This is a genomic window from Caballeronia sp. 11_S32 (assembly GCF_056930355.1).
The window spans coordinates 1,357,966-1,381,386 of sequence record NZ_JBXOWH010000004.1; the positions used below are offsets into that span (position 1 = coordinate 1,357,966).

At 61.5% G+C, this 23,421-nt stretch carries 22 protein-coding genes; 15 read left to right on the top strand and 7 right to left on the bottom strand.

The features are described 5' to 3' along the window. Nucleotides 1-15 precede the first annotated feature (15 nt). Genes AC1Z32_RS32420 through AC1Z32_RS32440 form a run of 5 tightly spaced genes read left to right on the top strand, consistent with a single transcriptional unit; the run spans nt 16 to nt 4,750 of the window. Entirely contained in the window at nt 16-810 is a 795-nt protein-coding gene (locus AC1Z32_RS32420) for an ABC transporter permease (RefSeq protein ID WP_483482910.1), read from the top strand. 10 nt (nt 811-820) lie between these two features. Further along, nucleotides 821-1,135, top strand: a complete 315-nt coding sequence (locus AC1Z32_RS32425; RefSeq protein WP_483482911.1) for a (2Fe-2S)-binding protein — start codon at nt 821-823, stop codon at nt 1,133-1,135. Next, a complete protein-coding gene (locus AC1Z32_RS32430) occupies nt 1,132-2,556 on the top strand; it encodes an FAD/NAD(P)-dependent oxidoreductase (protein ID WP_483482912.1) in 1,425 nt (474 codons plus the stop codon). The genes AC1Z32_RS32425 and AC1Z32_RS32430 overlap by 4 nt, the downstream gene beginning before the upstream one ends. Continuing rightward, complete coding sequence (locus tag AC1Z32_RS32435) at nt 2,549-3,676, top strand: NAD(P)/FAD-dependent oxidoreductase (protein WP_483483367.1); 1,128 nt, start codon at nt 2,549-2,551, stop codon at nt 3,674-3,676. Before AC1Z32_RS32430 ends, AC1Z32_RS32435 begins: the two co-directional genes overlap by 8 nt. 27 nt (nt 3,677-3,703) lie before the next feature. Next, entirely contained in the window at nt 3,704-4,750 is a 1,047-nt protein-coding gene (locus AC1Z32_RS32440; RefSeq protein WP_483482913.1) for an ABC transporter substrate-binding protein, read from the top strand. A gap of 152 nt (nt 4,751-4,902) precedes the next feature. Here AC1Z32_RS32440 and ald read toward each other — a convergent pair whose 3' ends face one another. Continuing rightward, nucleotides 4,903-6,018: an alanine dehydrogenase gene (gene ald / locus AC1Z32_RS32445; protein WP_483482914.1), complete on the bottom strand. Its 1,116-nt coding sequence runs from the start codon at nt 6,016-6,018 to the stop codon at nt 4,903-4,905. Nucleotides 6,019-6,409: 391 nt separating this feature from the next. Here ald and AC1Z32_RS32450 point away from each other — a divergent pair, with 391 nt between their 5' ends. Both AC1Z32_RS32450 and AC1Z32_RS32455 read left to right on the top strand, forming a co-directional pair. Continuing rightward, nucleotides 6,410-6,616, top strand: coding sequence for a hypothetical protein (locus tag AC1Z32_RS32450; protein WP_483482915.1), 207 nt, complete (start codon nt 6,410-6,412; stop codon nt 6,614-6,616). 469 nt (nt 6,617-7,085) lie between these two features. Then, on the top strand, nt 7,086-8,183 hold the full coding sequence (locus AC1Z32_RS32455) for a lipopolysaccharide biosynthesis protein (RefSeq protein ID WP_483483368.1): 1,098 nt from the start codon (nt 7,086-7,088) through the stop codon (nt 8,181-8,183). 342 nt (nt 8,184-8,525) lie between these two features. Here AC1Z32_RS32455 and AC1Z32_RS32460 read toward each other — a convergent pair whose 3' ends face one another. Further along, nucleotides 8,526-9,245 carry a TetR/AcrR family transcriptional regulator gene (locus tag AC1Z32_RS32460; protein WP_483482916.1) on the bottom strand — a complete coding sequence of 240 codons (720 nt, stop codon included), beginning with the start codon at nt 9,243-9,245 and terminating at the stop codon, nt 8,526-8,528. 173 nt (nt 9,246-9,418) lie between these two features. On the opposite strand from AC1Z32_RS32460, the gene AC1Z32_RS32465 reads away from it, so the two are divergent. The 6 genes from AC1Z32_RS32465 (at nt 9,419) to AC1Z32_RS32490 (ending at nt 15,449) form a co-directional block, all read left to right on the top strand. Beyond that, entirely contained in the window at nt 9,419-10,267 is an 849-nt protein-coding gene (locus AC1Z32_RS32465; RefSeq protein WP_483482917.1) for a fumarylacetoacetate hydrolase family protein, read from the top strand. Between the two features lie 58 nt (nt 10,268-10,325). Next, nucleotides 10,326-11,264 (top strand): VOC family protein, encoded by a 939-nt coding sequence (locus tag AC1Z32_RS32470; RefSeq protein ID WP_483482918.1) that lies wholly within the window; start codon nt 10,326-10,328, stop codon nt 11,262-11,264. Nucleotides 11,265-11,353: 89 nt separating this feature from the next. Further along, a complete protein-coding gene (gene mhpA / locus AC1Z32_RS32475) occupies nt 11,354-12,970 on the top strand; it encodes a bifunctional 3-(3-hydroxy-phenyl)propionate/3-hydroxycinnamic acid hydroxylase MhpA (RefSeq protein ID WP_483482919.1) in 1,617 nt (538 codons plus the stop codon). A 31-nt stretch (nt 12,971-13,001) separates the two neighbouring features. Then, nucleotides 13,002-14,102 (top strand): porin, encoded by a 1,101-nt coding sequence (locus AC1Z32_RS32480; protein WP_483482920.1) that lies wholly within the window; start codon nt 13,002-13,004, stop codon nt 14,100-14,102. A 93-nt stretch (nt 14,103-14,195) separates the two neighbouring features. After that, nucleotides 14,196-15,146, top strand: coding sequence for an MFS transporter (locus AC1Z32_RS32485; RefSeq protein WP_483482921.1), 951 nt, complete (start codon nt 14,196-14,198; stop codon nt 15,144-15,146). A 21-nt stretch (nt 15,147-15,167) separates the two neighbouring features. Further along, the gene (locus tag AC1Z32_RS32490; RefSeq protein ID WP_483482922.1) at nt 15,168-15,449 is read left to right on the top strand and encodes a hypothetical protein; all 282 of its coding nucleotides are present in this window, start codon (nt 15,168-15,170) and stop codon (nt 15,447-15,449) included. A gap of 420 nt (nt 15,450-15,869) precedes the next feature. Here the strand turns inward: AC1Z32_RS32490 and AC1Z32_RS32495 are convergent, their stop codons facing one another. The 4 genes from AC1Z32_RS32495 to AC1Z32_RS32510 form a co-directional block, all read right to left on the bottom strand. After that, nucleotides 15,870-17,000, bottom strand: a complete 1,131-nt coding sequence (locus tag AC1Z32_RS32495) for an amidohydrolase family protein (RefSeq protein ID WP_483482923.1) — start codon at nt 16,998-17,000, stop codon at nt 15,870-15,872. 2 nt (nt 17,001-17,002) lie between these two features. Beyond that, nucleotides 17,003-18,310 carry an MFS transporter gene (locus AC1Z32_RS32500; protein WP_483482924.1) on the bottom strand — a complete coding sequence of 436 codons (1,308 nt, stop codon included), beginning with the start codon at nt 18,308-18,310 and terminating at the stop codon, nt 17,003-17,005. A 75-nt stretch (nt 18,311-18,385) separates the two neighbouring features. After that, nucleotides 18,386-19,660, bottom strand: a complete 1,275-nt coding sequence (locus tag AC1Z32_RS32505) for a CaiB/BaiF CoA transferase family protein (RefSeq protein ID WP_483482925.1) — start codon at nt 19,658-19,660, stop codon at nt 18,386-18,388. Further along, nucleotides 19,657-20,634, bottom strand: coding sequence for a hydroxymethylglutaryl-CoA lyase (locus AC1Z32_RS32510; protein ID WP_483482926.1), 978 nt, complete (start codon nt 20,632-20,634; stop codon nt 19,657-19,659). Before AC1Z32_RS32510 ends, AC1Z32_RS32505 begins: the two co-directional genes overlap by 4 nt. Before the next feature lie 215 nt (nt 20,635-20,849). Here AC1Z32_RS32510 and AC1Z32_RS32515 point away from each other — a divergent pair, with 215 nt between their 5' ends. Both AC1Z32_RS32515 and AC1Z32_RS32520 read left to right on the top strand, forming a co-directional pair. Then, on the top strand, nt 20,850-21,602 hold the full coding sequence (locus AC1Z32_RS32515; protein ID WP_483483369.1) for an IclR family transcriptional regulator: 753 nt from the start codon (nt 20,850-20,852) through the stop codon (nt 21,600-21,602). A 76-nt stretch (nt 21,603-21,678) separates the two neighbouring features. After that, entirely contained in the window at nt 21,679-21,951 is a 273-nt protein-coding gene (locus AC1Z32_RS32520) for a hypothetical protein (RefSeq protein WP_483482927.1), read from the top strand. 223 nt (nt 21,952-22,174) lie between these two features. Here AC1Z32_RS32520 and AC1Z32_RS32525 read toward each other — a convergent pair whose 3' ends face one another. Beyond that, on the bottom strand, nt 22,175-23,302 hold the full coding sequence (locus tag AC1Z32_RS32525; protein WP_483482928.1) for an ATP-binding protein: 1,128 nt from the start codon (nt 23,300-23,302) through the stop codon (nt 22,175-22,177). Nucleotides 23,303-23,421: the final 119 nt, after the last annotated feature.

Consider the following 23,421-nt stretch of genomic DNA (forward strand, 5'->3'; position numbering starts at 1 on the left):
GCGAGGCACTCCATCATGCGCAAAAACGGCCCCTTGGCGCTGGCGTTCCATACGATCGTGATCCTGTTTGTGCTGGCGCCGCTCGTCATCGTCGTGCTGGTCGCGTTCACGCCCGAGGAAACGCTCACGCTGCCCACGCGCGGCCTCTCGCTGCGCTGGTTCCGCGCGATTCTCGACTATCCCGACTTCATCTCGGCGTTCTTCAACAGCGTGAAGCTCGCGTTCGCTTCGGCGACGCTGTCGCTCGTCATCGCGCTGCCGGCGGGCCTTGCGATCGGCCGCGCGCGCTTTCCGGGACGCGGCTTTTTGAACGCGCTCCTGCTCTCGCCGCTCGTGATTCCCGGCCTCGTGCTCGGCATCGCGATGCTGCGCTTCTTCGCGATGATCGGCGTGACCGGCTCGTTCGCGTGGCTGATCCTCGCGCATATGGTCATCATCACGCCGTTCGTGATGCGGCTCGTGCTGGCTTCGGTGAGCGGCATGGACCGCAGCATCGAGCACGCCGCGTCGTCGCTCGGCGCGAGCGCGTGGACCACGTTCCGCCGTGTCACGCTGCCATTGATCCTCCCCGGCATCACGGGCGGCTGGCTGCTCGCGTTCATCAACAGCTTCGACGAGCTGACGATGTCGGTCTTCGTCACGTCGCCGCAGACCGTCACGCTGCCGGTGCGCATGTACATGTACGCAACCGAATCGATCGATCCGATGATGGCGTCCGTCTCGGCGCTGGTGATCTTCATCACCGCCGGCGCGATGCTGATCCTCGACCGCGTGTACGGACTCAACCGCATTCTGATTGGCCAGCACTGAACTCACTCTCATGAGCACCGTTATGCATCATCACGCGCCGCAGTTCGTCCGCCTCGCCGAACGGGACCGCGCGCGCATCTCCTTCGTTCTCGATGGCGTTCAGACCGAAGCGCTGACGGGCGACACGCTGCTGACCGCGATCCTCACGCAGCAGCGTCACGTGCGGCACAGCGAATTCAGCGGCAATCCGCGCGCGGGCTTCTGCCTGATCGGCGCGTGTCAGGACTGCTGGGTGCGCGATGAAAGCGGCAAGCGCATGCGCGCGTGCTCGACGCGTATCGAAGCAGGCATGCGCGTGGTCACGAACGCCGGAGACGAACAATGAGCACGGCTCCACGCGTGGTGATCGTCGGTGCGGGGCCCGCGGGCATTCGCGCCGCGGAAACGCTGGTGGCGGCAGGTATTCGTCCCGTCGTCATCGACGAAAACGCGCGCTGGGGCGGGCAGATCTATCGCCAGCCGCCGGCCGACGCGGGCTTCGTGCGCAGCAAGTCGTCGCTCTACGGCTTCGAGGCGAACAAGGCCCGCGCCGTGCACGACACGATGGCGAAGCTGCTGCCCAGAATCGACTACCGCCCGGACACGCTCGTCTGGTCCTGCGAACACAACCGGCTCGACACACTTCACGCAGGCCGCGAAGCGAGCGTGCCGTTCACGCATCTGATCATCGCGAGCGGCGCGACGGATCGCATCGTGCCGATTCCCGGCTGGACGCTCGCGGGGGTCTTCACGCTCGGCGGCGCGCAAGTGGCGCTGAAGGCGCAAGGCTGCGCGATCGGCTCGCGCGTCGTGCTGGCGGGCACCGGGCCGCTCCTGTATCTGGTCGCGTATCAATACGTGAAGGCGGGCGCGCACGTCGCGGCCGTGCTCGACACGAATCCGTTCTCGCGGCAAATCAGCGCCGCGCCGCGCATGCTGAACCAGCCTTCGACGTTCGCCAAGGGCGTGTATTACGTCGGATGGCTGCATGCGCGCGGCGTGCGCATCGAGCGCGGCGTGACGCTCGATGGCATCGAAGGCGACGATGCCGTGCGCGGCATCCGCTGGCGCACGCATCGCGGCGAGTCGCGCACGCTCGCGTGCGATGCCGTTGGCATGGGCTTCGGCCTGCGTCCCGAGACGCAGCTCGCCGATCTCGCAGGCTGCCGTTTCCGCTTCGACGCGCTGAATCGCTGCTGGATCCCCGAGCGCGATGTGGCAGGCCGCAGTTCCGTGCGCCACATCTATCTCGCCGGCGACGGCGCGGGTATCGCGGGCGCGGACGCCGCCGAGCTCGCGGGACGGCGCGCCGCGCTCGCGCTGATCGAGGACATCGGCATCGTGGCTCACGAAAGCGCGCTGCCCGACGCAGCGAAGCTCGAACAGGCGCTCGCACGCATCGCCGCGTTCCGCGCGGGCATAGAACACGCCTTCGCGCCGCCCGCGAACGCCGCGCGAGGCTGGCCCGACGATCTCGTCGTCTGCCGCTGCGAGGAAGTCACCGCGGGCACGATGCGCGCGTGCATTCGCAGCGGGCTCGCCACGGAAGTCAATCGACTGAAGGCGCTCACGCGCATCGGCATGGGGCGCTGTCAGGGGCGCATGTGCGGCGAATCCGCCATCGCCCTGCTCGCCGATGAAACCGGCAAGCCGCTCGCCGAGGTCGGCCGTCTGCGCAGCCAGGCGCCCGTCAAACCGATTCCGATCACACCGATGCTCTACGACGACGGCGTGCAGGTGCAGCCCGAGGAAGCCCATGATGAGTGAGGTGCGTCACTTCGATGTCGTCATCGCGGGCGGCGGGCTCGTCGGCTCGTCGACGGCGCTCGCACTCGCGCGGCAGGGCATGCGCGTCGCGCTCATCGAACGGCGCTTCTGCGGCGCGCAGGCGAGCGGCGTCAACTACGGCGGCGTGCGCACGCAGGGGCGCACCGCCGAGCAACTGCCGCTCGCCGTGCGGGCGCGGCGCGTCTACAGCCGTTTGCCCGAACTGATCGGCATCGACGGAGAGCTCATCGTGTCCGGTCATCTGCGGCTTGCGCGGCGCGAGGCCGATCTCGACGTGCTCGATGAATGGTCCGCGATGGCGCGCGAACACGGTGTCGAATCGCAGGTCATGCGCGGCGCGGAATTCCGCAAGCGCTATCCGTGGCTCGGCCCGGCGGCGATCGGCGGCTCGCTCTGCCCCACCGATGGCCACGCGAATCCGCGCCTCGTCTCGCCCGCTTTCGCGCACGCCGCGCGGCGCGCCGGAGCGGACGTGCGCGAGCAGACCGAGCTCGCCGACATCGTCTTCGACGGCACGCGCTTTCAGATGCGCGCGGGCAACGAACGCATCAGCGCCGACTGGCTCGTCAACAGCGCGGGCGCGTGGGCGAATCGCATCGCGGGGAGTTTCGGCGAAAGCGTGCCGATGAAGGCCATCTATCCAAACATGTGGGTGACCGAGCCGCTGCCGCTCTTTATCGGCCACAGTCTCGGCGTGGTGGGCGGCGGTATTTACGCGCGCCAGGTCGAGCGCGGCAACTGCGTGATCGGCGGCGGACGCGGACACGGCGATGGCGAGTACGCACAGCCATCGACCGCGACGACGCGCGCCGTGATGCGCGACGCCTGCGCGCTCCTGCCCGCGTTGCGCGATGCGCTGCTGATCCGGACTTGGAGCGGCGTCGAAGGCGAGACGCCCGACGGCAATCCGGTCATCGGACCGAGCCGCACCACACCGCGTCTTCTGCACGCGTTCGGTTTTTCGGGCGGCGGCTTCCTGCTTGCGCCCGGCGTCGGCGAAGTGCTCGCCGAACTCGTCACGCAGGGCGAAACCAGCACGCCGATCACGGCGTTTTCGATCGGACGGTTCAGTTTGATGCCCCTTTCCGCCACCCACTAGTCATAGTCATAACAAGGAAAATTCCCGATGAAGCTGTCCCGCACACTCGTTTCGCTCGCCACGCTCGTTGCGGTTGGCGCGTCGTCGTCCGCCTGGTCGCAGAGCAAGACCATCTATATCGGCATGAACGGCGGGCCGATGGAAAAGGCCTACACGAGCCAGGTCCTGCCCGACTTCGAAAAAGCCAACAACGTGAAGGTCGTCGTGGTGCCGGGCACTTCGTCCGACGTGCTCGCCAAGCTCCTCGCGAACCGCAACAGCCCGCAGATCCACGTCGCGTTCCTCGATGACGGCGTGATGGCCCGCGCCGTCAGCATGGGCGTGTGCCAGAAGCTCGACGATGCGCCGGTGCTCAAGGAGCTGTATCCGTTCGCGCGCCTGAAGGACGACATGGGCGCGGGCGTGCAGCTCGGGATGACCGGCATCGGCTACAACACGAAGCTCTTCAAGGAAAAGGGCTGGGCGCCGCCCACCTCGTGGCTGGATTTCGCCGATCCGAAGTACAAGGGCAAGGTCGTGTTCCAGTCGGCGTCGAGCAGCACGTTCGGCCTGCATGGGTTCCTCGCGCTCAACCGCTTGTGGGGCGGCAGCGAGAAGAACGTCGAGCCGGGCTTCAGCAAGTGGGCGACGACGGTCGGTCCGAACGTCGTCGAGTACATTCCGAACTCGGCAAAGCTTTCGGAAATGATCACGACGGGCGAAGCCGGAATCTTCCCGCTCACGCCGACCGCCATTGGCGATCTCAAGGACAAGGGCCTGCCGGTGGCCTACGTCGCGCCGAAGGAAGGCGCGGTGCTGCTGCTCGTGGACGTGTGCGTCGTGAAGAACAATTCGGACCCGGCGCTCGCGCAGAAGCTCGCGCAGTTCCTGTTGTCCGCGTCCGCGCAGACGAAGGCCGCCGAAGCCGGCAAACAGATACCCACCAACACGCAGGCCAAGATGCCGCCCGAGATGGAGAAGAGCCTCGGCGACCTGAATGCGCTCGTGAAAAAGGTGACCGTCGTGGACTGGGACGCGATCAATGCGAATCGCGCTCAGTGGGATCAACGCTGGAATCAGCAGATCGAGAAGTAAGCATCGGCTGTCACATTCGCGTCGATATCGGCCGAGTTGCCAGACCCCGATATCGACGCGATCCATCCCGAACGCACCCGGCTCCCGGTCAAGCCCGGGACCTTCGCCGACTTTGCCGGCGAGCATCTGCGCAGGCCGGGGCAGCCGCACCTTCAGTCGAGAAGCGACTCCGCATCGACATATTGATATCCGAGATCGCGTGCGACGGCTTTGTAAGTGACGTTTCCATCGCAAACGTTCAGGCCGCGGCGAAGATGCACGTCCTCCTTCATCGCACGCTTCCAGCCCTTGTCCGCCAATACGATTGCAAGGCCGATCGTGGCGTTGTTCAACGCGAAGGTCGACGTGCGCGCCACGCCTCCCGGCATATTCGCGACGCAATAGTGCACGACCCCATCGACGAGGAAGACCGGATCGGCATGCGTGGTCGGATGGGACGTCTCGAAGCAGCCGCCCTGGTCGATCGCTACATCGACCATCACCGCTCCCTTGCGCATGCTCGCGACGTGCTGCCGGGTGACGAGCTTGGGAGCGGACGCTCCCGGTATCAGCACGCCGCCGATCACCACATCGGCATCGAGCACGGCATCTTCGATGCTCTGCGCGTCGGAGAACGCGGTCGTGATCCGGTTGCCGAAAACCAGGTCGAGCTGGCGGAGGCGATCGACGTTCTTGTCCAGCACGGTGACGCGCGCGCCGAGTCCGACCGCCATCTGCAACGCATTGGTACCGACCACGCCCGCGCCGATCACGGCGACATGCCCCGGCGTCACGCCCGGCACGCCCCCGAGCAACACGCCGCGCCCGCCCTGGGCGATCTCGAGAAAGTGCGCGCCGGCCTGCACGGCCATGCGTCCGGCGACTTCGCTCATTGGCGCCAGCAGCGGCAGTCCACCGCCCGGTCCGGTGATCGTCTCGTAAGCGATACAGATCGCGCCGGAGTCCACGAGCGCCTTCGTCTGGGCCGGGTCTGGTGCGAGATGCAGATACGTATAGAGGATCTGTCCGGGCCGCAGCATTTGACATTCGGCGGGCTGTGGCTCCTTGACCTTCACGATCATGTCGGCGCGGGCGAAAATTTCGGCGGCCTCCGGCAAGATCTCCGCACCCGCCAGCCGGTACTGTTCGTCCGACAGACCGATGGCGTCGCCCGCCTCCGATTGGACCACGACATGATGTCCACGAGCGGTGAGTTCTCGCACGCTGGCCGGCGTGAGACCCACGCGATACTCGTGGTTCTTGACTTCCTTGGGTACACCGATACGCATGGCAGCCTCCTGTGAGCGCGCATCGCCTCTTCAGCGACAGCTTTCTTCTTACTTGAAACGATCTCACCGGCAGACGCGGGATCGCCTCGTTATCACGTGTGGCATCGATTGCATTGTCAATCTTATCTGCGCTGGAAATGCTTTGTGCGAACGCTCGACTGATACGTCGATGAGTTTCCCTGTCCTTTCCTCATGACAACCCGGCAGCGGACAGCGACATGCGAGGAAGCGCGCGCCCCGCGCATTGATGAGCCGCGCACGTGGGCCCGGGGCTCGTAACAATCGCGTCGGACAACGATACCAGCGGCATCGCCACTTATGCGCTCGCAGGCGTGTGGTATGGCGCGATACGTGGATCGCGTGGCTGCTCGTCGCGATCATGGTGCTCGGCATGACGATCGCCGTGGGGCGGACCGCCTTTCATGTCGAACCCTTTCGAGCGCTCTGTTGGAGCGCAGTTCTCAACAGCATGACTGTCACGCCCGTTCTCGTTCTGCTGGTTTTAGCCAGTTCTAAGGTTTTACGCCCGCTCAGCTGGCTCGCGACGATTGCGACCGCGGCAGCGTTGATCGCGCATTTCGTGTTGGAGTTTCTTTGAGGATATCCGCGTTCGAATCGGTGCCGTAGCCGCCGACTTGACGGTATTGAGAGCTTCAGGCGCCCTGTAATTAATACCTTTCTACATCGCGACACGGACAGACAATCCGTAGCATCTTCCTGTACCAGCTAAAGAAGACCGTAGTCTTTGCCGTTAAAAGCATTTATAAGGCTCAGTCATACGGTAATTTTGGCCAGTCCTTGTGGATCTCTTCCGCCAAGCTAGAGCGCATGACACCGTGCAGCGCCAGTGCGGCTAATTCATTAAACCGGCTGCCATGGCGCGCAAATCGCGTCAGGCCATTGATCCCGCCCTATCCGTATGGGGTACTTACGGATTCACAGTGGCGATCTTCTCATCGTTTCGTTATTTGATTTAAGTCGACGCCCGATAACTGGATCAAAGCCACATGGGTATCAGCCGGCACCGTCATAGGTTCGGTACCATTAAATACGCATTCCTAATCACCATGAAAATTCAAAATAAAGCGAACAATTCTTTGCTCGACCGTTTCCCTCTCGGCAAGATCTCAGCTTTCGCCGTTGCAGTCGCCACCAGCCTCATGCTCACAGCTTGCGGCGGCGGCAGCGAAGGCACCGTCGATGCCGCCACGGTCAAAGTCGCCGACATGCCCGAGGCGACCGCAAAGGCTGCCACCACTGGTTCGATCTTCTATGGCATGAACGGTCACATCACCAACGGCGGCGTGTACGACAACACGCCCTACGCGACGCAGCTCTCGCAACTGCAAGACCTCGGCGTGAAGATCTTCCGCAACGACGTGTACAACCTTGCATCGGCCAAGGTGCTCGCGACGGTCGCGAGGCAGTTTGCCGCAGGCGGCGTTCAAGTGTATCCGGTCATGCTGCTTGGCCTGGGTTTCGACACCGAGGAAGCGGCCTACAATGCTGGCTACACGATGGGTCAGCAGACGGCGCAGACGTACAAGTACGCGTACTACGAAGTTGCGAATGAGCTGGACTCAGCCGCGCTGGCCGGCAACTACGACGGCAACGTCTGGTATCAGTACAGTAATCAGCCGTTCATGATCGCGCGGGGCGTCATTCGCGGCATGATCGCAGGTGTGAAGTCGGTCGACAGTTCGGCGAAGATCATCGTCGATGGTACGTGGAAGCATATTGCGTTCTTCCAAATGCTCCTCGACGGCTCGCAGCCCGACGGAACGCACGGTCACCCGACAGTCAGCTGGGACATCACCGCATGGCACTGGTACTCCGACCAAGGCGACATGACCAATGCCTGCGGCGGCACGGGATGTCACGACATTCTCGGCATCATTAGTTCGTTTGGCAGACCGGTCTGGATCAACGAGTACGGCGTGCGTCCCGAATACGGCTCGAATGACGCCATCGCCTCTTACCTCACCGGCAACCTGATGATGTTGCAGTACTACACGCAGGCGTCGAAGTACAACATCCAGTCTATTCAGGGCTTCGAGCTGTACGACTCCCAGGAAGGCAATTACGGAATGCTGCAAAGCGACGGCAAGACGAAGAAAGCTGTGTACACGGCGGTCAAGAACTTCATCGCGAGCCACCCCAAATAATCCGGACAGCGCCGGACGAGGGTGACGATCGCCAACGTCTGTGCGCTTTCCAGGCTCACGCAGATTTACGCCGATGTCGTCGGTCGAGGGGGCTTCGTCGTTCGACAGGTCTCCAACGAACGTCGGCAGTACGGCGGGCTGCCGACGTTGACGGCGCCGCGCAGCGGGATGGAAGCTTCCGGCCTCGCCAACTCACAGTTTCGACCCTATTGGGACGTTGGAGCCATCGAATCGAACGACCGCATTCCAGGCCTGTGCGGCCGTTCTTGCGCCGCGACTTCCCACTGGGGCTTCTTTGTCTCTTAAAGGACGCGGCGAACGCTTTAGAACTCTTCGTGCGCCCTAACTCGTCGGGTCACGATGCAGATCGCCGCCTCCGTCTGCCAATGCATCAACCCGCTCAAAGATGGCGCCGCGAGGTGCCGGAGGATCAGCGATCGGCGCGTAGGCCAATTTTCGCGCTTCCTTCGCTCCGATTCCGAAGGCGCGCATGAGCGCGTACATGGACTGCTCGGCGTAGTCGACAGGCGCGTCGTCAGATAGCAGCGTGTCGATGCCGTACATGATCGAGCCAAGCGCAATATCGCGCGCGACGACCACGTTCGCTACGTCGAATCGACCTGCATCCAGAGCCATCTGCAGATCGCGGATGAGGTACTCGTCGAGCAAGCGGCCTCGCGAACCCCGTTTCGTGCCCACGCGCGTAATGAACGCGCCCCACAGCGGATAGCGTGCGGCCATGCCCATGTAGAGGCGCGAACCCACCACCACGCGCTGCGCCGGATCGTCGATGGCGCGCACGAGCGGGTCGATGACCGCGAGCACTTCGTCACTGCTTTCGCCTGCCACCGCCGACAGCAATTCCGCCGTCGTGCGGAAGTAGTTGTAGAACGTCCCGCGCGCGACGCCCGCCGCAGCTATGAAATCGTCGATCGTCGGCGCGTCCGCACCCTTCTCCGCAAAAACGCCCAGCGCGCTTTCGATAAGACGAATGCGTGTCTTCTCGCGTCGCAATGCGCCCACGCGGGTTCGATGATTCTCGATCGAATCTGTCGCTTCCATTGACTATCCCTTTGATCTGGCTTGATTTTAGCAGCGCATGCGGCCTGCGGGTTTGTCCTATGCCGATTCATATTGACGATATCGTCATTTTGCTTAGAATTGGAAATGACAAATTCGTCAATTCGAGAATCACAAACCCCGAGGCGGCTGCCTCGGGTGAACAGGAGGCAAATATGCGGTTCGTCAGTTTCGAAAAGAATGGCAAGGCAACCCTCGGCGTTCGCGATGGAGATCATGTGCGCGTGATCGGCGACGAGCCGCTGGAGTCGCTTCTCGCTCGCGGCGTCCGTCTCGATGAGTACGCGAAGACCCACGCGACGGAGGACAAAGTGCCGGTCGCTGGCCTGAAGTTTCTTCCGCCGCTGCAAAAGCCGCCGAAGATCGTTTGCGTGGGTCTGAACTACGCCGATCACACGAAGGAAAGCAAGTACGAGCAACCCGATTACCCGACGCTTTTCCTGCGCGTCAACACCAGTCTCGTCGCGCACGAGCAGCCGATGATTCGTCCGGGCGTGACCGATTGCGAAGGGCTCGACTACGAAGGCGAGGTCGCGGTCGTGCTGGGCACGGGCGGCCGCCACATTGCGAAGGAAGACGCGCTCTCGCACGTCGCGGGCTATGCGCTCTTCAACGACGGCTCCGTGCGCGAGTATCAGTTCAAGACGCCGCAGTGGACCGTCGGCAAGAATTTCGATGGCACGGGCGCGTTCGGTCCCGACCTCGTGACCGCCGACGAATTGCCCGCGGGCGCGAAAGGTCTGCTGCTGGAAACACGCGTGAACGGCGAAGTGGTTCAGTCGGCGAGCACCAGCGACATGGTCTTCGACGTCGCGACGCTCATCAGCGTGATCAGCGAAGCCATCACGCTCGAACCGGGCGACGTGATCGTATCCGGCACGCCATCGGGCATCGGCTGGGCCCGCACGCCGCGGCTTCTGATGAAAGCAGGCGACGTGTGCGAAGTGTCGGTCGAGAAGATCGGCACCCTGCGCAATGTCATCGCCGACGAAGCAGCGCACTGATTCCTTATCCGCGGAGCCGGTCGCAGAGCCGGCGTTCATCGAACATGGAGACACGGTCATGAGCGACCCTGCCGTAGCATCCGCATGCGCGAGTGTTCACTCGATCGATCACTTCGCGCTCAACGTTCCCTCGCTCGCCGACGCCGAGCGCTTCTTCAGCGCGTTCGGTCTCGATGTGGCGGCGAACGCAGCAGAACTCGAATTGCGCGCAGCCGATGGCCATCGCTGGGCGCGCATCCTTCCCGCATCGGGAAAGTCACTCGCGTATCTCAGTTTCAACTGCTTCGAAGAGGACTTCGCGGCGATCCGCAATCAGGTGGTGGCGGCAGGTGCGGACCTGGTTGTCTCACCCGATCGAGGCTTCTGGTTCCGCGATCCTGACGGCAATCTGATCCAGGTAAAGATCGGCCCGAAGACGACGCCATTCGACAAGAAGCCGTGCGTCGTTGAATCGAGCAACGCGGATGAGCGCGGCGCGCACATGCGCTCGGAAGCGAAGACCGTGCGTCCGCGACGTCTGTCTCACGTGTTGCTGTTCTCGCCCGACGTCCTCGGCGCGCTCGACTTCTACGGCAAGGCGCTCGGCCTGCGTTTGTCGGACAAGTCGCTCGACATCATCGCGTTCACGCATGCGCCGCACGGCAGCGACCATCATCTGGTCGCGTTCGCCAAGAGCATCGCGCGCGGCTGGCATCACGCGGCGTGGGACGTCGATAACGTGAATCTCGTGGGACAAGGGGCGTCGCAGATGGCCGCCGCCGGTTTCACGAAGGGCTGGGGCACAGGCAGGCACGTGCTGGGCTCGAACTACTTCCACTACGTGCAAGACCCGTGGGGCTCGTTCTGCGAGTACTCCGCCGACATCGATTTCGTGTCCGCAGGCAAGACGTGGCCCGCCGGCGACTTCGCGCCGGAAGACTCGCTCTATCTATGGGGCCCGCTGGTCCCCGACGACTTCATCCATAACACCGAAGCCGGCGTCGCTTTCAAAGACTGACCGCTTCATACCCTTTGCATCGATTCGATGACTGCCGGTTCATCCGGCGTCAGGGCACAACTCGCTCTTTTTTCAGCAGGTGAACTGAAATGACAGATCAAAACATTCTCGACGTCGCGATTGTCGGATACGGACCGGTCGGGCAATCTCTTTCGATATTGCTCGGAGAACGCGGCTATAAGGTTGCGGTCTTCGATCGCTGGCCTTCGCTGTATCCGCTTCCGCGCGCCGTTTTTCACGACCACGAGATCCGCCGCATCTTTCATGCGATGGATATCGGAGAGGACGTCGAGCGCATCTCGCAGCCGTCGGCGAAATATCAGTGGTTCAACGCGGACTGGAAGACGCTCGTCGAGATCGACTGGTCGGCGGAATCGATCAGCGATGGCCCGGTGGGCTACCTCTTCAATCAGCCGTCGCTCGAAGCGCTGCTCGACAGCAAGGCGAAGTCGCTGGCGAATGTCTCGGTGCAACAAGGCTGGGAAGCCACCGCACTGCGACAGTTGTCCGACTGCTGCGAACTGACGCTGCGTCGCGGCGTCATGAACGGCGCGAACTGGGAGCCGACCGGCGAAACGCAGACCGTGCGCGCCCGCTACGTCGTCGGGGCCGACGGCGCGAACAGCTTCGTCCGCAAGTCGCAGCATATCGAGTTCGACGATCTCGGTTTCCAGGAAGACTGGCTCGTCATCGATCTGAAGCCCAACGATGGCGTGAAACTCGATGTTCCCGATATCGGCCAGTGGTGCAACCCGGCCCGCCCGACGACGATGGTGCCAGGCGGCCCGGGCCTGCGTCGCTGGGAGTTCATGCGTCTGCCGCACGAATCGATCGAAGAGTTGCAGAAGCCGGAGAAAGTGTGGGAACTGCTGTCGCCGTGGGTCACGCCGGAGAACGCGACGCTCGTGCGCCATGCCGTCTACAAGTTTCGTTCGCTGATCGCGAGAAACTGGCATAGCGGGCGTGTGGTGCTCGCCGGCGACGCGGCCCATCAGATGCCCCCGTTCATGGGCCAGGGCATGTGCTCCGGCATCCGGGACGCATGGAATCTCGCCTGGCGTTTCGACCTGATCCTCAAGGGCATTTCATCGGACCGTCTGCTCGAAAGCTATACGCCCGAGCGTCGCCCGCAAGTGCGTGCGGTGATCGACGCATCCATCGCGATGGGACAGGTCGTTTGCATCTCCGACAAGGAAGAGGCGGCTCGACGCGACGAAGCTTATCTCGCCGGCGAAGTGCCTGCGCTTGCGCCGTTCCCGGGTCTGACCGAAGGCATGATCTGCAAGAACCCCGCGTTCGCCTGCGAGGGCGTCGCAGGACTGCTGAGCGTACACGGCCAGGTCAGGAACCTCGGCGAAGCATCCCGCTACGACGAGGCGGTGCCCAACGGCTTTCACGTGATCGCACTCGATGCGCATCCGAACCAATATCTCGATGCGCAATGCAAGGCGGCTCTCGCTGCCATCGGCGGGCGTTCGATCGGCATCACGACCGACGCGGGCAAAGCCGTCAAGGATCGCGTGTTGCTCGACGTCAGCGGCAAGTACCAGCAGTTCTTCGATGAGCACGACGTCAAAGCCATCGTCGTGCGGCCCGACTTCTACATCTTCGGCGGAGTGACGACGCTTCAGGATCTGCCGTCGTTGCTGAGCGATCTCGTATCGCGGCTTCCGCTTGCCGAAACCATCGAAGCGGCCGTTTCCTGAACTCGAACAATAAAGATCGACGGAGGGAAACATGAGGAAGACACTCTTGGCGCTGGTCGCGGCATGCGCGCTCGCCACGCACGCTCGAGCGCAAAGCAGCGTGACGCTGTTCGGCATTCTCGACGTCGGCGTGAGCTATGTGAGCAACGAAAACGGCAGCCACAACTTCAAAGCCGACGACTCGATCTGGACGCCAAGCATCTGGGGCATTCGTGGCGTCGAAGATCTGGGCGGAGGCTACAAGACCGTGTTCGAGCTTGCGTCGCAGTTCTCGGTGAACAGCGGCGCCGGAATCCCGGGACCCAACGCCGACTTCAACCGGCAGGCTTTCGTCGGCTTGTCGAAGGACGATGTCGGGCGCATCACGTTCGGCCAGCAATACAACCTGATGGCCGACTTCCTCTTCTTCCCGCCTGCGAAACTGGATGGCGCCTTCACGTATGGCGGCCTTTACAACATGCGGCAGGGGCCGTTCGCCGCGCTCGGCATTCCGCAGAATCCGACCGGCTCGTTCGACTTCGATCAGACCGGCGGTACTTCGCGGGTGTCGAATTCGGTCAAGATCGTGTCGGCCACCTTCGCAGGTTTGAGACTCGGCGCGTTGTACGGCTTCGGCAATACGCCAGGCTCGTTTTCCGCGAACAACACGATCGGTTTCGGCATGAACTATGCGATCGGCAGTTTCGGTATCGCGGCCGCTTACAACGAAACAAAGTACGCGGCACTGAACGACGGTCACGACGGAATCCGCAATTTCGGAGGCGGGGTCAGTCAGACCATCGGCGACGTGTTTCTCAACGCGCTCTACACCAACACGCGCAATACGCTGACCGGCGGCGTCGTGCAGGCGATTCAGGTCGGAGCGCTGTACACGTTCATGCCGGACATCCGGTTCGGCGCGAACTATCAGTTCATGTTGGGCAACGCGCAGCTCAGCCATAACAGGGCGCAGCAGGTCACGGGCGCAGCGCAGTATCTACTCTCCAAACGCACGACGCTCTACGCCGAAGCGGTCTGCCAGTGGACCGGTGGCGATGTCGAAGGCGGACACAACGCCTGGATCAACGGTGCGGCTCAATCGAGCACCACGCATCAGGTCATCGGCCGCCTCGGCCTGCAGACCTCTTTCTGACACGTATTCCTTTCTTGAAGCGTGCGCGAATCCCTCGCGCACATTGGATCGTCGCGTCTAAAAGACGCCGCTTATCGATTGGAGATGGCTAACATGGAAAACAACAACGGATTCAGATGGGATACGGCTTATGAGTGGAAAGCCGTCGCCCTGCTGTCCCTCGGCTTTGGACTGGTAGGCATCGATCGGTTCATGATCATGCCGCTCTTTCCCGTCATGATGGCGGAGCTGCACCTTGACTATCAGGACCTCGGGCACATTACCGGGGCGCTCGCCGTCGCATGGGGCATCTCCGCGATGTTCATGGGCAACCTGTCCGACCGGATCGGTCACCGCAAGGTGATCATTCCAGCCATCGTCGTGTTCTCGCTGTTAGCGGGCTTGAGTGGTCTTGCTACCGGCGTTGGGTCGCTGATCCTGATCCGCGCGGTGATGGGTTTTGCCGAAGGTGCGTACACGCCTGCGAGCATCATCGCGACCCTCGATGCATCCAGGCCGACGCGTCACGGGCGCAACATCGGCATTCAGCAGATGGCGCTGCCGCTTTTTGGCTTGGGCATCGCGCCGATTCTCGTGACGCAATTGCTCAAGGTGTTGCCGTGGCACTGGATTTTCGCGGTCGTGTCGATTCCGGGTTTATTGGTGGCTTATCTGATGTTCAGGGTGCTGCGTAATACTCGACCGACGGCTGCGGCATTGCACACGGCGACGCACGATTTTCACGCCCACAAGTGGACCGATGTTTTTCGCTACCGCAACATTCCGTTGAATATCGTTGGCATGCTGTGCTGGCTGACGTGCCTCGTCGTGCTGAGCGCACTGTTCCCGAGCTACCTGATCGATTATCTGCACCTGAGCATGCAGCAGATGGGCTACGTGCTTTCGGCGATCGGCTTCGGCGGCACGCTCGGCACACTCGTGATGCCCGCTCTATCCGACCGACTGGGCAGAAAGCCGGTCATGATCTTCTCGGTGATCGGCGCTGCCGTCTTTCTGTTCCTCCTCATGCGAACCGGTGCGAATCCGACGACGCTCTTCATCTAGCTCACGCTCACGCTTCTTTTTGTGTTCAGCCTGATTACGCTGACGGTGGGACCGTTGAGCGCGGAATCGGTGCCGGCGAAGCTGATGTCGACGGCTTCGGGCCTAGTGGTCGGAATCGGCGAAGTCTTTGGTGGCGGGTTCGCACCGGCGATCGCCGGATACATCGCCAAGCACTTTGGCATTCAGTACATCATGCAGCTCGGATTGGCTGCGCTCGCGATCGGATTGGTCGTGGCGCTCAGTCTAAAGGAGACAGCGCCCTCTCGAGCGTGCGTACAGGCGCCTGCCGTTGCCTTGGACTGATGGTGCGACGTGTTGAGCCTTGACGGGCGCCGCGCGACCCTGGTCACGCGCGGTCCGCTCGGGGGCTCTTCCGTCGACCGCGCCACGGCCCGACGCGCTTCAGGCAGAACAGGTGGCCGCTATTTCACACAACGGCCGTTTCGCGCGGAGAGATGAGTGTCGTGATGGCCGAGCCCTGCCTGACGGCGAATGCTGGCGCCTCGGCCTTTGCCGACATTGGGACAGGTATTCTTCAAAGTCAACAGCCAAGCGGATTGCTGACCTTGGCGGCTCGCAGGCAGCACCGCAACCGCCTGCATCAACGAATTGACACTAACGACCGACTTGACCCGTTCATGCCTCGCGAGCCCAGATCGAGTACATGCGCGTGTTCGAGCTCGGCGCGCACGGCTTAGGTTGTCTCCTGCCGCCGAGCGTGGCTCAAGCCAACCGATAGACCTTCTCCACCGTTCCTCGGAAAAGCGCCGTTCTTTCTTCCGCGCTTGCCTGCGACGTCATGCGCTTGAACGCGTTCCAGCCATTGCTGTAAGGATATGAACCCTTGTCCACAGGAAAGTTACTTTCGAACATGCAACGGTTCGGACCGAAGGCTTCGATGCACGTCATCATCCAAGGCTTCCATGTTTCGGCCAGTTGCTCCGAAGACGGCGGTCGTTCGCCCTTTTCGAAATCGAAGCCGTTGATTCGCATGCCCAGCCCGCCCACCTTTACATAAACGTTTGGCAATTGAGCCAACTCGCGCATCGATCGCGACCAGCTATCGAAGACGTCCTTTCGATGATCCTGGTAACTCGCGATTCTCACCACTCCGCCGCAGTGGTTGATGATGATGGGCGTGTCCGGATAAGTTTTCGCCAAATCAAACAATTCGGGCAACTGCGGGAAGAACAGCCACGCATCGTAAGACAGTCCTAAGGGGCCCAACTGCGAGAATCCCGCTCGATAGTCCTTGTCAAGCAACAGCCCGCGCGGCGCGGCGGTCAGCGGGTTGGCTAGCGTCGGGTCCGGGTCATAGGTCACGAGATGCCGAACGCCTCGGAACCGCCCATCGCCCACTTGCAGTTCTGCTTCCAGGACATCACGGACAGCGGCGCCACGGCGAAGGTTCGCGTATCCGACCATGCCCTTCGCGACTTGCGGTTTCCCCTTTTGCAGAGGCGCAGTGACCCCGGCGACGTACTCGATTTCTCCGACCGGTCTCAGTTGCTCAGGCCCGGACGTTCGATACCGGGTCAATGCCTGCATATACACCGATGCAGTGATGTTATGCCCGGACGTCGCATCTTCGAGATACTGGTCCAACATGTACGTCCAGCCTGGACGCTCATAGAAGTGATGGTGAGCGTCGATGATCGGCATATGGGGTTCAAGCGCGGGCTCGGTACCGGATGCCAGCCATTCGGCGCGCACGGGAAGATAATTGCTCGATGTAGACATTGTTCGCGATTCCTCCTTTGCGAAGCTCGGCCGTTGCGCCACTGCGGGAATCAAAATCGAGGCAGCAGCCGCGCGAAGGATACGACGACGATTTGAAGAACGAAGATCTTGCATGCTCACTCCCCCCGGTTGAAAGCGAAGAGCGACAGCGTGAGCAAGGTCGTGATGCCCAGCACGATGGACAGACCGATCATTCCCGCCGAAAACGTGCCGAAGCTGTCCTTCAAATGGCCCACGAGATATGGCCCGGCAAAGCCACCAAGTGCTCCAATGGAGTTGATGAGTGCGAGTCCACCCGCCGCGGCCTGTCCAGAGAGAAAGCGTGCCGGTAACGTATAAAAAATAGTGCGCCCGGCGATGGTGCCAATCAGTGCGAGCGTGATGCCGGTCATCGCGGGAAGCAGTTGCTGGAAGTACGTGGAAACGCCGAGCGCCACCGCGCCGATGAAAAGCCCCGCAGCCAGGTTCGCAATATGGCCGCCCCGGCGGTCAACGCGTTGCGCCCACCAAAGCAGTGCGATCGTAGCGAAGAAATACGGAATAGCCGAAATCCAGCCCGTTTCAATGACGCTCATCCCGTGCGCCTTGAGCATCTGGGGCAACCAGATCCCGATGCCATATGAGCCCATCGTGAAGCCGAACGAAATCATCGCGAGGATGTACATGCGAATGTCTTTGAGCGCCGCCAGGAAGTTCTTTTTCTTCTGGCCAGCGTTGCCTTCGCGGTCGAAGGCAGACTGAAGGGCTTGTCGCTCTTCAGCCGAGAGCCATTTCGCGTCTGCCGGCTTGTCGGCGAGCATCTTCAGCACGAAGATGCCAAGCACGCATGCGGGCAATCCCTCGACGATGAACATCCACTGCCAACCTGCGAGTCCAAAGACACGATCCAGCTTCAGCAACCATGCGGAAAGCGGGCCACCAATGAAGGACGACAACGGTGTCGACACGGTGAACCAGGCAAGAACGCGTGTCCGGTAGGTCGCCGGAAACCAGACGGCCAAAAAGAAGATGACGCCAGGAAAGAATCCGGCTTCGCCAATGCCCAGCAGGAGGCGGATGACGTAGAAGCTAATTGGACCCGTTGCCAGCGCAGTCGCCGCCGCAAAGAATCCCCAGGTAATCATGATTCGCGCAAGCCACTTCCGTGCACCAAAGCGATATAGCGCAAGGTTGCTCGGCACCTCACATATGCAGTAACCGGCAAACATAATTCCAGCGCCCCAACCAAATTGCGTGGCGGTCAGGCCGAGGTCGCGGTTCATCGTCAGCGCAGCAAAGCCGACGCTGGTACGGTCAAGGTAATTGAAGAAGTATGCAAGCGCGAGAAGTGGAATGAATCTCCACGCTGCCTTTCTGACCGCCTGTTGCTCAAGCGTAGAAATCGCCGAGCTTCCGTCGGTCATGTTCGAGGATATGGATGTCATGTTTCGTCTCCGGACAAATCGCGGCCCTCCGCGGACGTATCTCCGCGGGGCCATGTCGCTTTTTCTGCGTGGAGTTCAGGCGCTCGCAATCTCGTTGGCTGACGGGTCCAATGCGTCGCCCGTTTGGCGTTCGCTGCACCTAATGACGCCCGCGTCCGTCAGCTGTTTCACGTCCTCTGTCGAGTAACCGACCTCATGGAGCAGCGTTCTCGTGTCCTGTCCGAGCGACGGGGGCGCCGCGCGCAGTCGAAGACGCTCACCTCCGAGCGTCAGGGGCAACAATGCCGTCTTGGTAGCGATCGGCTGCCCCGCGCCGCTCGCATCCGCGGGCAAGGTGACATCGGCCAGACCACCCGTTGCGAGCAGATGCTCGTCTTCGAACAGGTCTTGGGGCCGGGTAATGGGCGCGTACGGCAGGCCGGCACGCTCGAACACCGCGCTAATCTCCGCGGCGGTGAACGCCTCCATGTGTTTGCGCAACAGAGGAAGCAACCAGTTACGTGCTTGTACGCGTTGATTATTCGTCGAGATGCGCTCGTCGGATTTCAGTTCCGTGAGGCCGAAGGCGTCGCAGAAGATCGCCCATTGCGTATCCGAGACGACCGCGAGGAAAATCTGCTCGCCGTTCTTGACCGAGAAGACGTCGTAGACCGCCCATGCCGAAATCCGGCTCGGCATCGGCGCTGCCGCCTTACCCGTCACGGCAAACTGCATCATGTGCTGGGCGACCAGAAAAACGTTGTTTTCAAATAGTGCGCTCTGGACTTCTTGTCCTCGGCCGGTCCGCTCCCGCTGAGCGAGCGCAGCCATCGCTCCAATCGCACCGAACATTCCACCCATGATGTCGTTGACGCTCGTGCCGGCGCGCAGCGGCCGACCTTCAGGGCCCGTCATGTACGCGAGCCCGCCCATCATCTGCACCACTTCGTCGAGAGCGGTGCGATGATCGTACGGACCCGGCAGGAAGCCTTTGTGCGAGACATAGATGAGGCGTGGATTCAACTTCGACAAAGCGTCATAGCCGAGCCCGAGCTTGTCCATCGTCCCGCTCTTGAAGTTCTCGCTGAACACATCTGCACCTGAGAGGAGCTTGTGCACGACTTCAACGCCGCGCGGGTCTTTCACATCGACCGCGATACTCTTCTTGTTCCGATTGAACGTACTGAAAAAGCCCGCCCCCGAACCCCGAAGTGCGCGGGTGCTGTCCCCGTTGATGGGCTCGACCTTGATGACCTCGGCACCCAGGTCCGCGAGGACCATGCCGCACGTGGGGCCCATCACCATATGCGTCATTTCGACGACGCGAACGCCGCTGTAGGGCAGAGACTGATTGGATTCGACTTCGCTCATTGCGCGACTCCCAGGAGGCACCCTTCGGGTTGTGGCGCGCTCGGTGCGCGACCATTTGCATACCCGAAGCCCTTCGGCAAGCCGGCGTCCTTGACGTGCCCATAGAGCGCTTCGCCGGGCAACGCCTCGGCGAGGATGGTTCGAGCCGCGATGAGCGCGTCGACATCGACGCCTGTGTCGTAGCCCATCGACTCAAGGAGAAAGACAAGGTCTTCCGTGACGATGTTGCCGGTTGCGCCCGGCGCATACGGACAGCCGCCCAAACCCGCCTGGCTCGCATCGATAGTCGTTACGCCTGCGTCCAACGCAGCGACGACGTTGGCCAGACCTTGACCCCGCGTGTTGTGAAAATGCGCCCCGCCCGCCTTATCGCCGAACTCGGTTTGAAGGCGACGGAACATGCGCCGGACCTGCGTCGGATTGGCGTAGCCACTCGTGTCGGACAGACCGATTTCGTCGACTCCGCACTCCGCCATTGCCGCACACATGCGCATCGTCTGGTCGTCTGTGACGGTGCCCGCGATGGTGCAGCCGAATGCGACTGAGACGCCGGCCTCGATTTCAATGCCGGGAAACCGGGCGTCTCGCAGAGCCACGATCTCGCGCACTTCATCGATCAACTGCGCGGTGGTCTTGCGGATGTTCGCCATCGCGTGTTCGTCGGTCACGGATACAGGCAGCGTCACTTTATGCACACCTGCTTCGAAAGCGTTCTGGCAACCGCGCAGGTTTGGCGCGAGCACGGCTACATGCAGACCCGGAATGGAAAGCGCGTGCGCCACGACTTCCCGGATGTCAGCCATCTGCGGCAGAAGCTTCGGCGGCACGAACGAGCCGACCTCGATTTCCCGCAACCCGGCCGCCGCCAATGCAGAAATCCACCTCAGCTTTGCGGCCGTCGGCATAACGCTTTTGATGCTCTGAAGGCCATCTCGGGGCCCCACTTCGCTAATCAGCACCTTCGAATTACTCATTTCGGAAAGCTCCAAAGTTCTATCTGTCAGACCTACGTTCTGTTGGAAAGAACTATAAAACCATGAAAGTGTCTCGACAAGCTGGTAAACCCTTGAATTCCGCTTTTTTCAGAACTTGAGTTCTGTCAGGCGAAACCGTACAGTAGCGAGCAGATACTCTGGAGAAGACCGTGGCTACAGACTCAACCTCGGCAGCGGCAGCGCCGACAGAAGCGATGGACCCGTCGAGCGGCGTGGCGGTTTTGGACCGCGCGTTTGCAATTTTGAATTCGTTCGGACCGACCGACGACAAGCTGACGTTGACGGAGTTGTCTCGACGAACCAGCCTCTACAAGAGCACCGTACTGCGCCTGCTGGGCGCGCTCGAGCATGGTGGATTCATAAGGAAGCTCGACGACGGACAGTACGCGATCGGCCACCAACCACTTCGCCTTGCAGCCTTGTATCAGCGTTCGTTTCAAGTTGGCCCTGTGATTGAGCCGTTACTTCAGCAAATAAGCCGAGACATCGGCGAAACCGCGTCTTTCTACGTCAGGCAGGGCGACTTTCGTCTGGTCCTTTATCGTGTCGAGCCTTCTCGAAGCGTCCGGGTCTCGATCCGCGTTGGGGAAGAGTTCGCGATTGACAAAGGTGCTTCGGGCAAAGTGTTGCTGGCGTTCACGGAAGATCAAGACGCGCGTTGGAGCGAGGTCCGCGGCCAGCTATGGGCGGTCTCTCATGGGGAGCGAGACCCGGAGACAGCATCGGTCTCAGTGCCGGTCTTCGGCGCGACCGGGGAGCTCGTGGGTGCTTTGACGCTATCCGGGCCTAAGGGACGATTCGACGCGCCGGAAGTGATCACCGCCGCTCTCATCAACTTACTTGCAAATGCAAAGCGTGCGACAGTCGCTTTGGGTGGCAATGGCGCTCGATACGATGCGACCATCGCCGTGACGGGAAAGGACGGTTTCGTTATTTCAAAGTCCTGACAATGGGAGCGATGGTCGCAGCGCGAAATCATCATCGTGACTGACACGCTCCAGGGCCAACCGGAAGGAGACTCGAATGATACGAAAGACGCTTAACGCCTCACGGCTTCAGCAAGAGGTCGACCGGCGAATCCATCGGCTGCAGGAAATCATCGAAGATGGCGTCAAGATTCGTGTACCGCGGCCCCAGCTGCAAGAGCCGGATAAAACAGGCTGCAATTGGAAAATGACTAACTTTGGCAACGCGATCGGTTTCGAGCGCGACATCGAGCGCGTATTAGTGTCCGTGCGTGCGGAATACAACCTCAGTACCGAGGTGAAAGACACGGGCAACCCGTTCGGGGATTAACCGCGGACACATCGATTCCGGTTCGGTCTTTACGGCTTGCAGCCCACTTGCGGATGGGGCCATCGATTCGTGAACCACACTCAAGGCGCGAGAGAGATCTGGCCAACGATCCTCGCTTCGCGACGGGCAAGAATCGCCACCCAAATGGGCCATTCCGAGTCGACAGTCGAATGGCGGCTTTCCGCGCAGTATCTTCTCGCTGTGACGGCCTGTCAGCGCAGAGCTACTGTTTCGCACGTGGGAGTGACACGGAAAAGGTGGTCTCCGTCTCACCGGACCGCGTTTCGATGGCACCGTGGTGCGCCTTGGCGATCTCACTTGCGATATACAAACCCAGTCCGAGGCTGGCCGCCTTCTCGTCTTGACTTTGACGGTCTTGTCCTCGCTCCAGCGGGGCGAAGATGCGGGCGAGCGTTGTGGGTTCGATGGCGGCGCTGCAGTTGTTGCTGACGTCAATCCGGACATGAGTTTCATCGCCCGTCACCATCACGCGCACAGGTGTCTCCTGTGCCCCGTACTTGATGGCGTTGATCACAAGATTCCCCAGCAATTGCTGCAGGCGCAGACTGTCCCAGACTCCCTGCAGATCACCAGTCACTTGCAACTCAATCTGTCTTTCCGGATGAATAGCACGCAACTCGTCCAACTCCTCAGCAAGCACATCGGCCAGATTGACACGCGAAGGTGAGACGTTGATGCCCAAGCCCAGTTTCGTCCGGTTGAATGCCGTCAAATCATCAAGCAACGCCTGCATCCGAGCCCCGCTGCGTATCAGGCGGCCGGCCGCCTTGGACACATTTTCACCGGCATTCAGTGCTGCCAGATACGTTGAAGTCATCTGAATCGCCTGGAGGGGGCTGCGCATATCGTGCCCCAGCATCCCAAGCAGAAGATTGCGGTTCTGCTCGATCTGTAAATTGAACGAGGTGACCGACTCGGCAAGCGCCTGATCGATCGCCTCATTGAAACGAATCATGTCGTCGAGGTCAGGCGCTTCCAGCGCGCACTGGTCCATCCACAGACGAAGCACACTTGCCCGTAAAGCGCGATATTCGGCGGCGAGTTGGTTGACAGTGAAGCCGGCCCGAGCCCGCAGAAAGCCGTGCGTTCGAGCGGCTGATTCGGATGTCCCGACCGGCGTGGGGCCTTGGTTTAACGATTTTTTGCGTTGGGCTTCTCTGGTCTGCGGGGTTCGCAAGTCCGCGGCTACGGCGAGCAGCATTTGCTCCGCCTCTTCGCGTAACTCCACCGATCCCATATCTGCCGACGCCGGCACCAGGCTGGTTGCGAATGCCTCCCACGACGCCAGAATCGCCTCCATTTCTTGCAAGATAAAGTCTGCAAGCCGCATGTCCGCCTCTCCACACGTCATTGGGCTACTGCCGGGGCAATCAGCGCATCTATGTTACGCGCACATTGGTCACGGCTTTCAATCGAAGGAGTGTCCAGCTCCGGAGTGAAAAAGTGAAC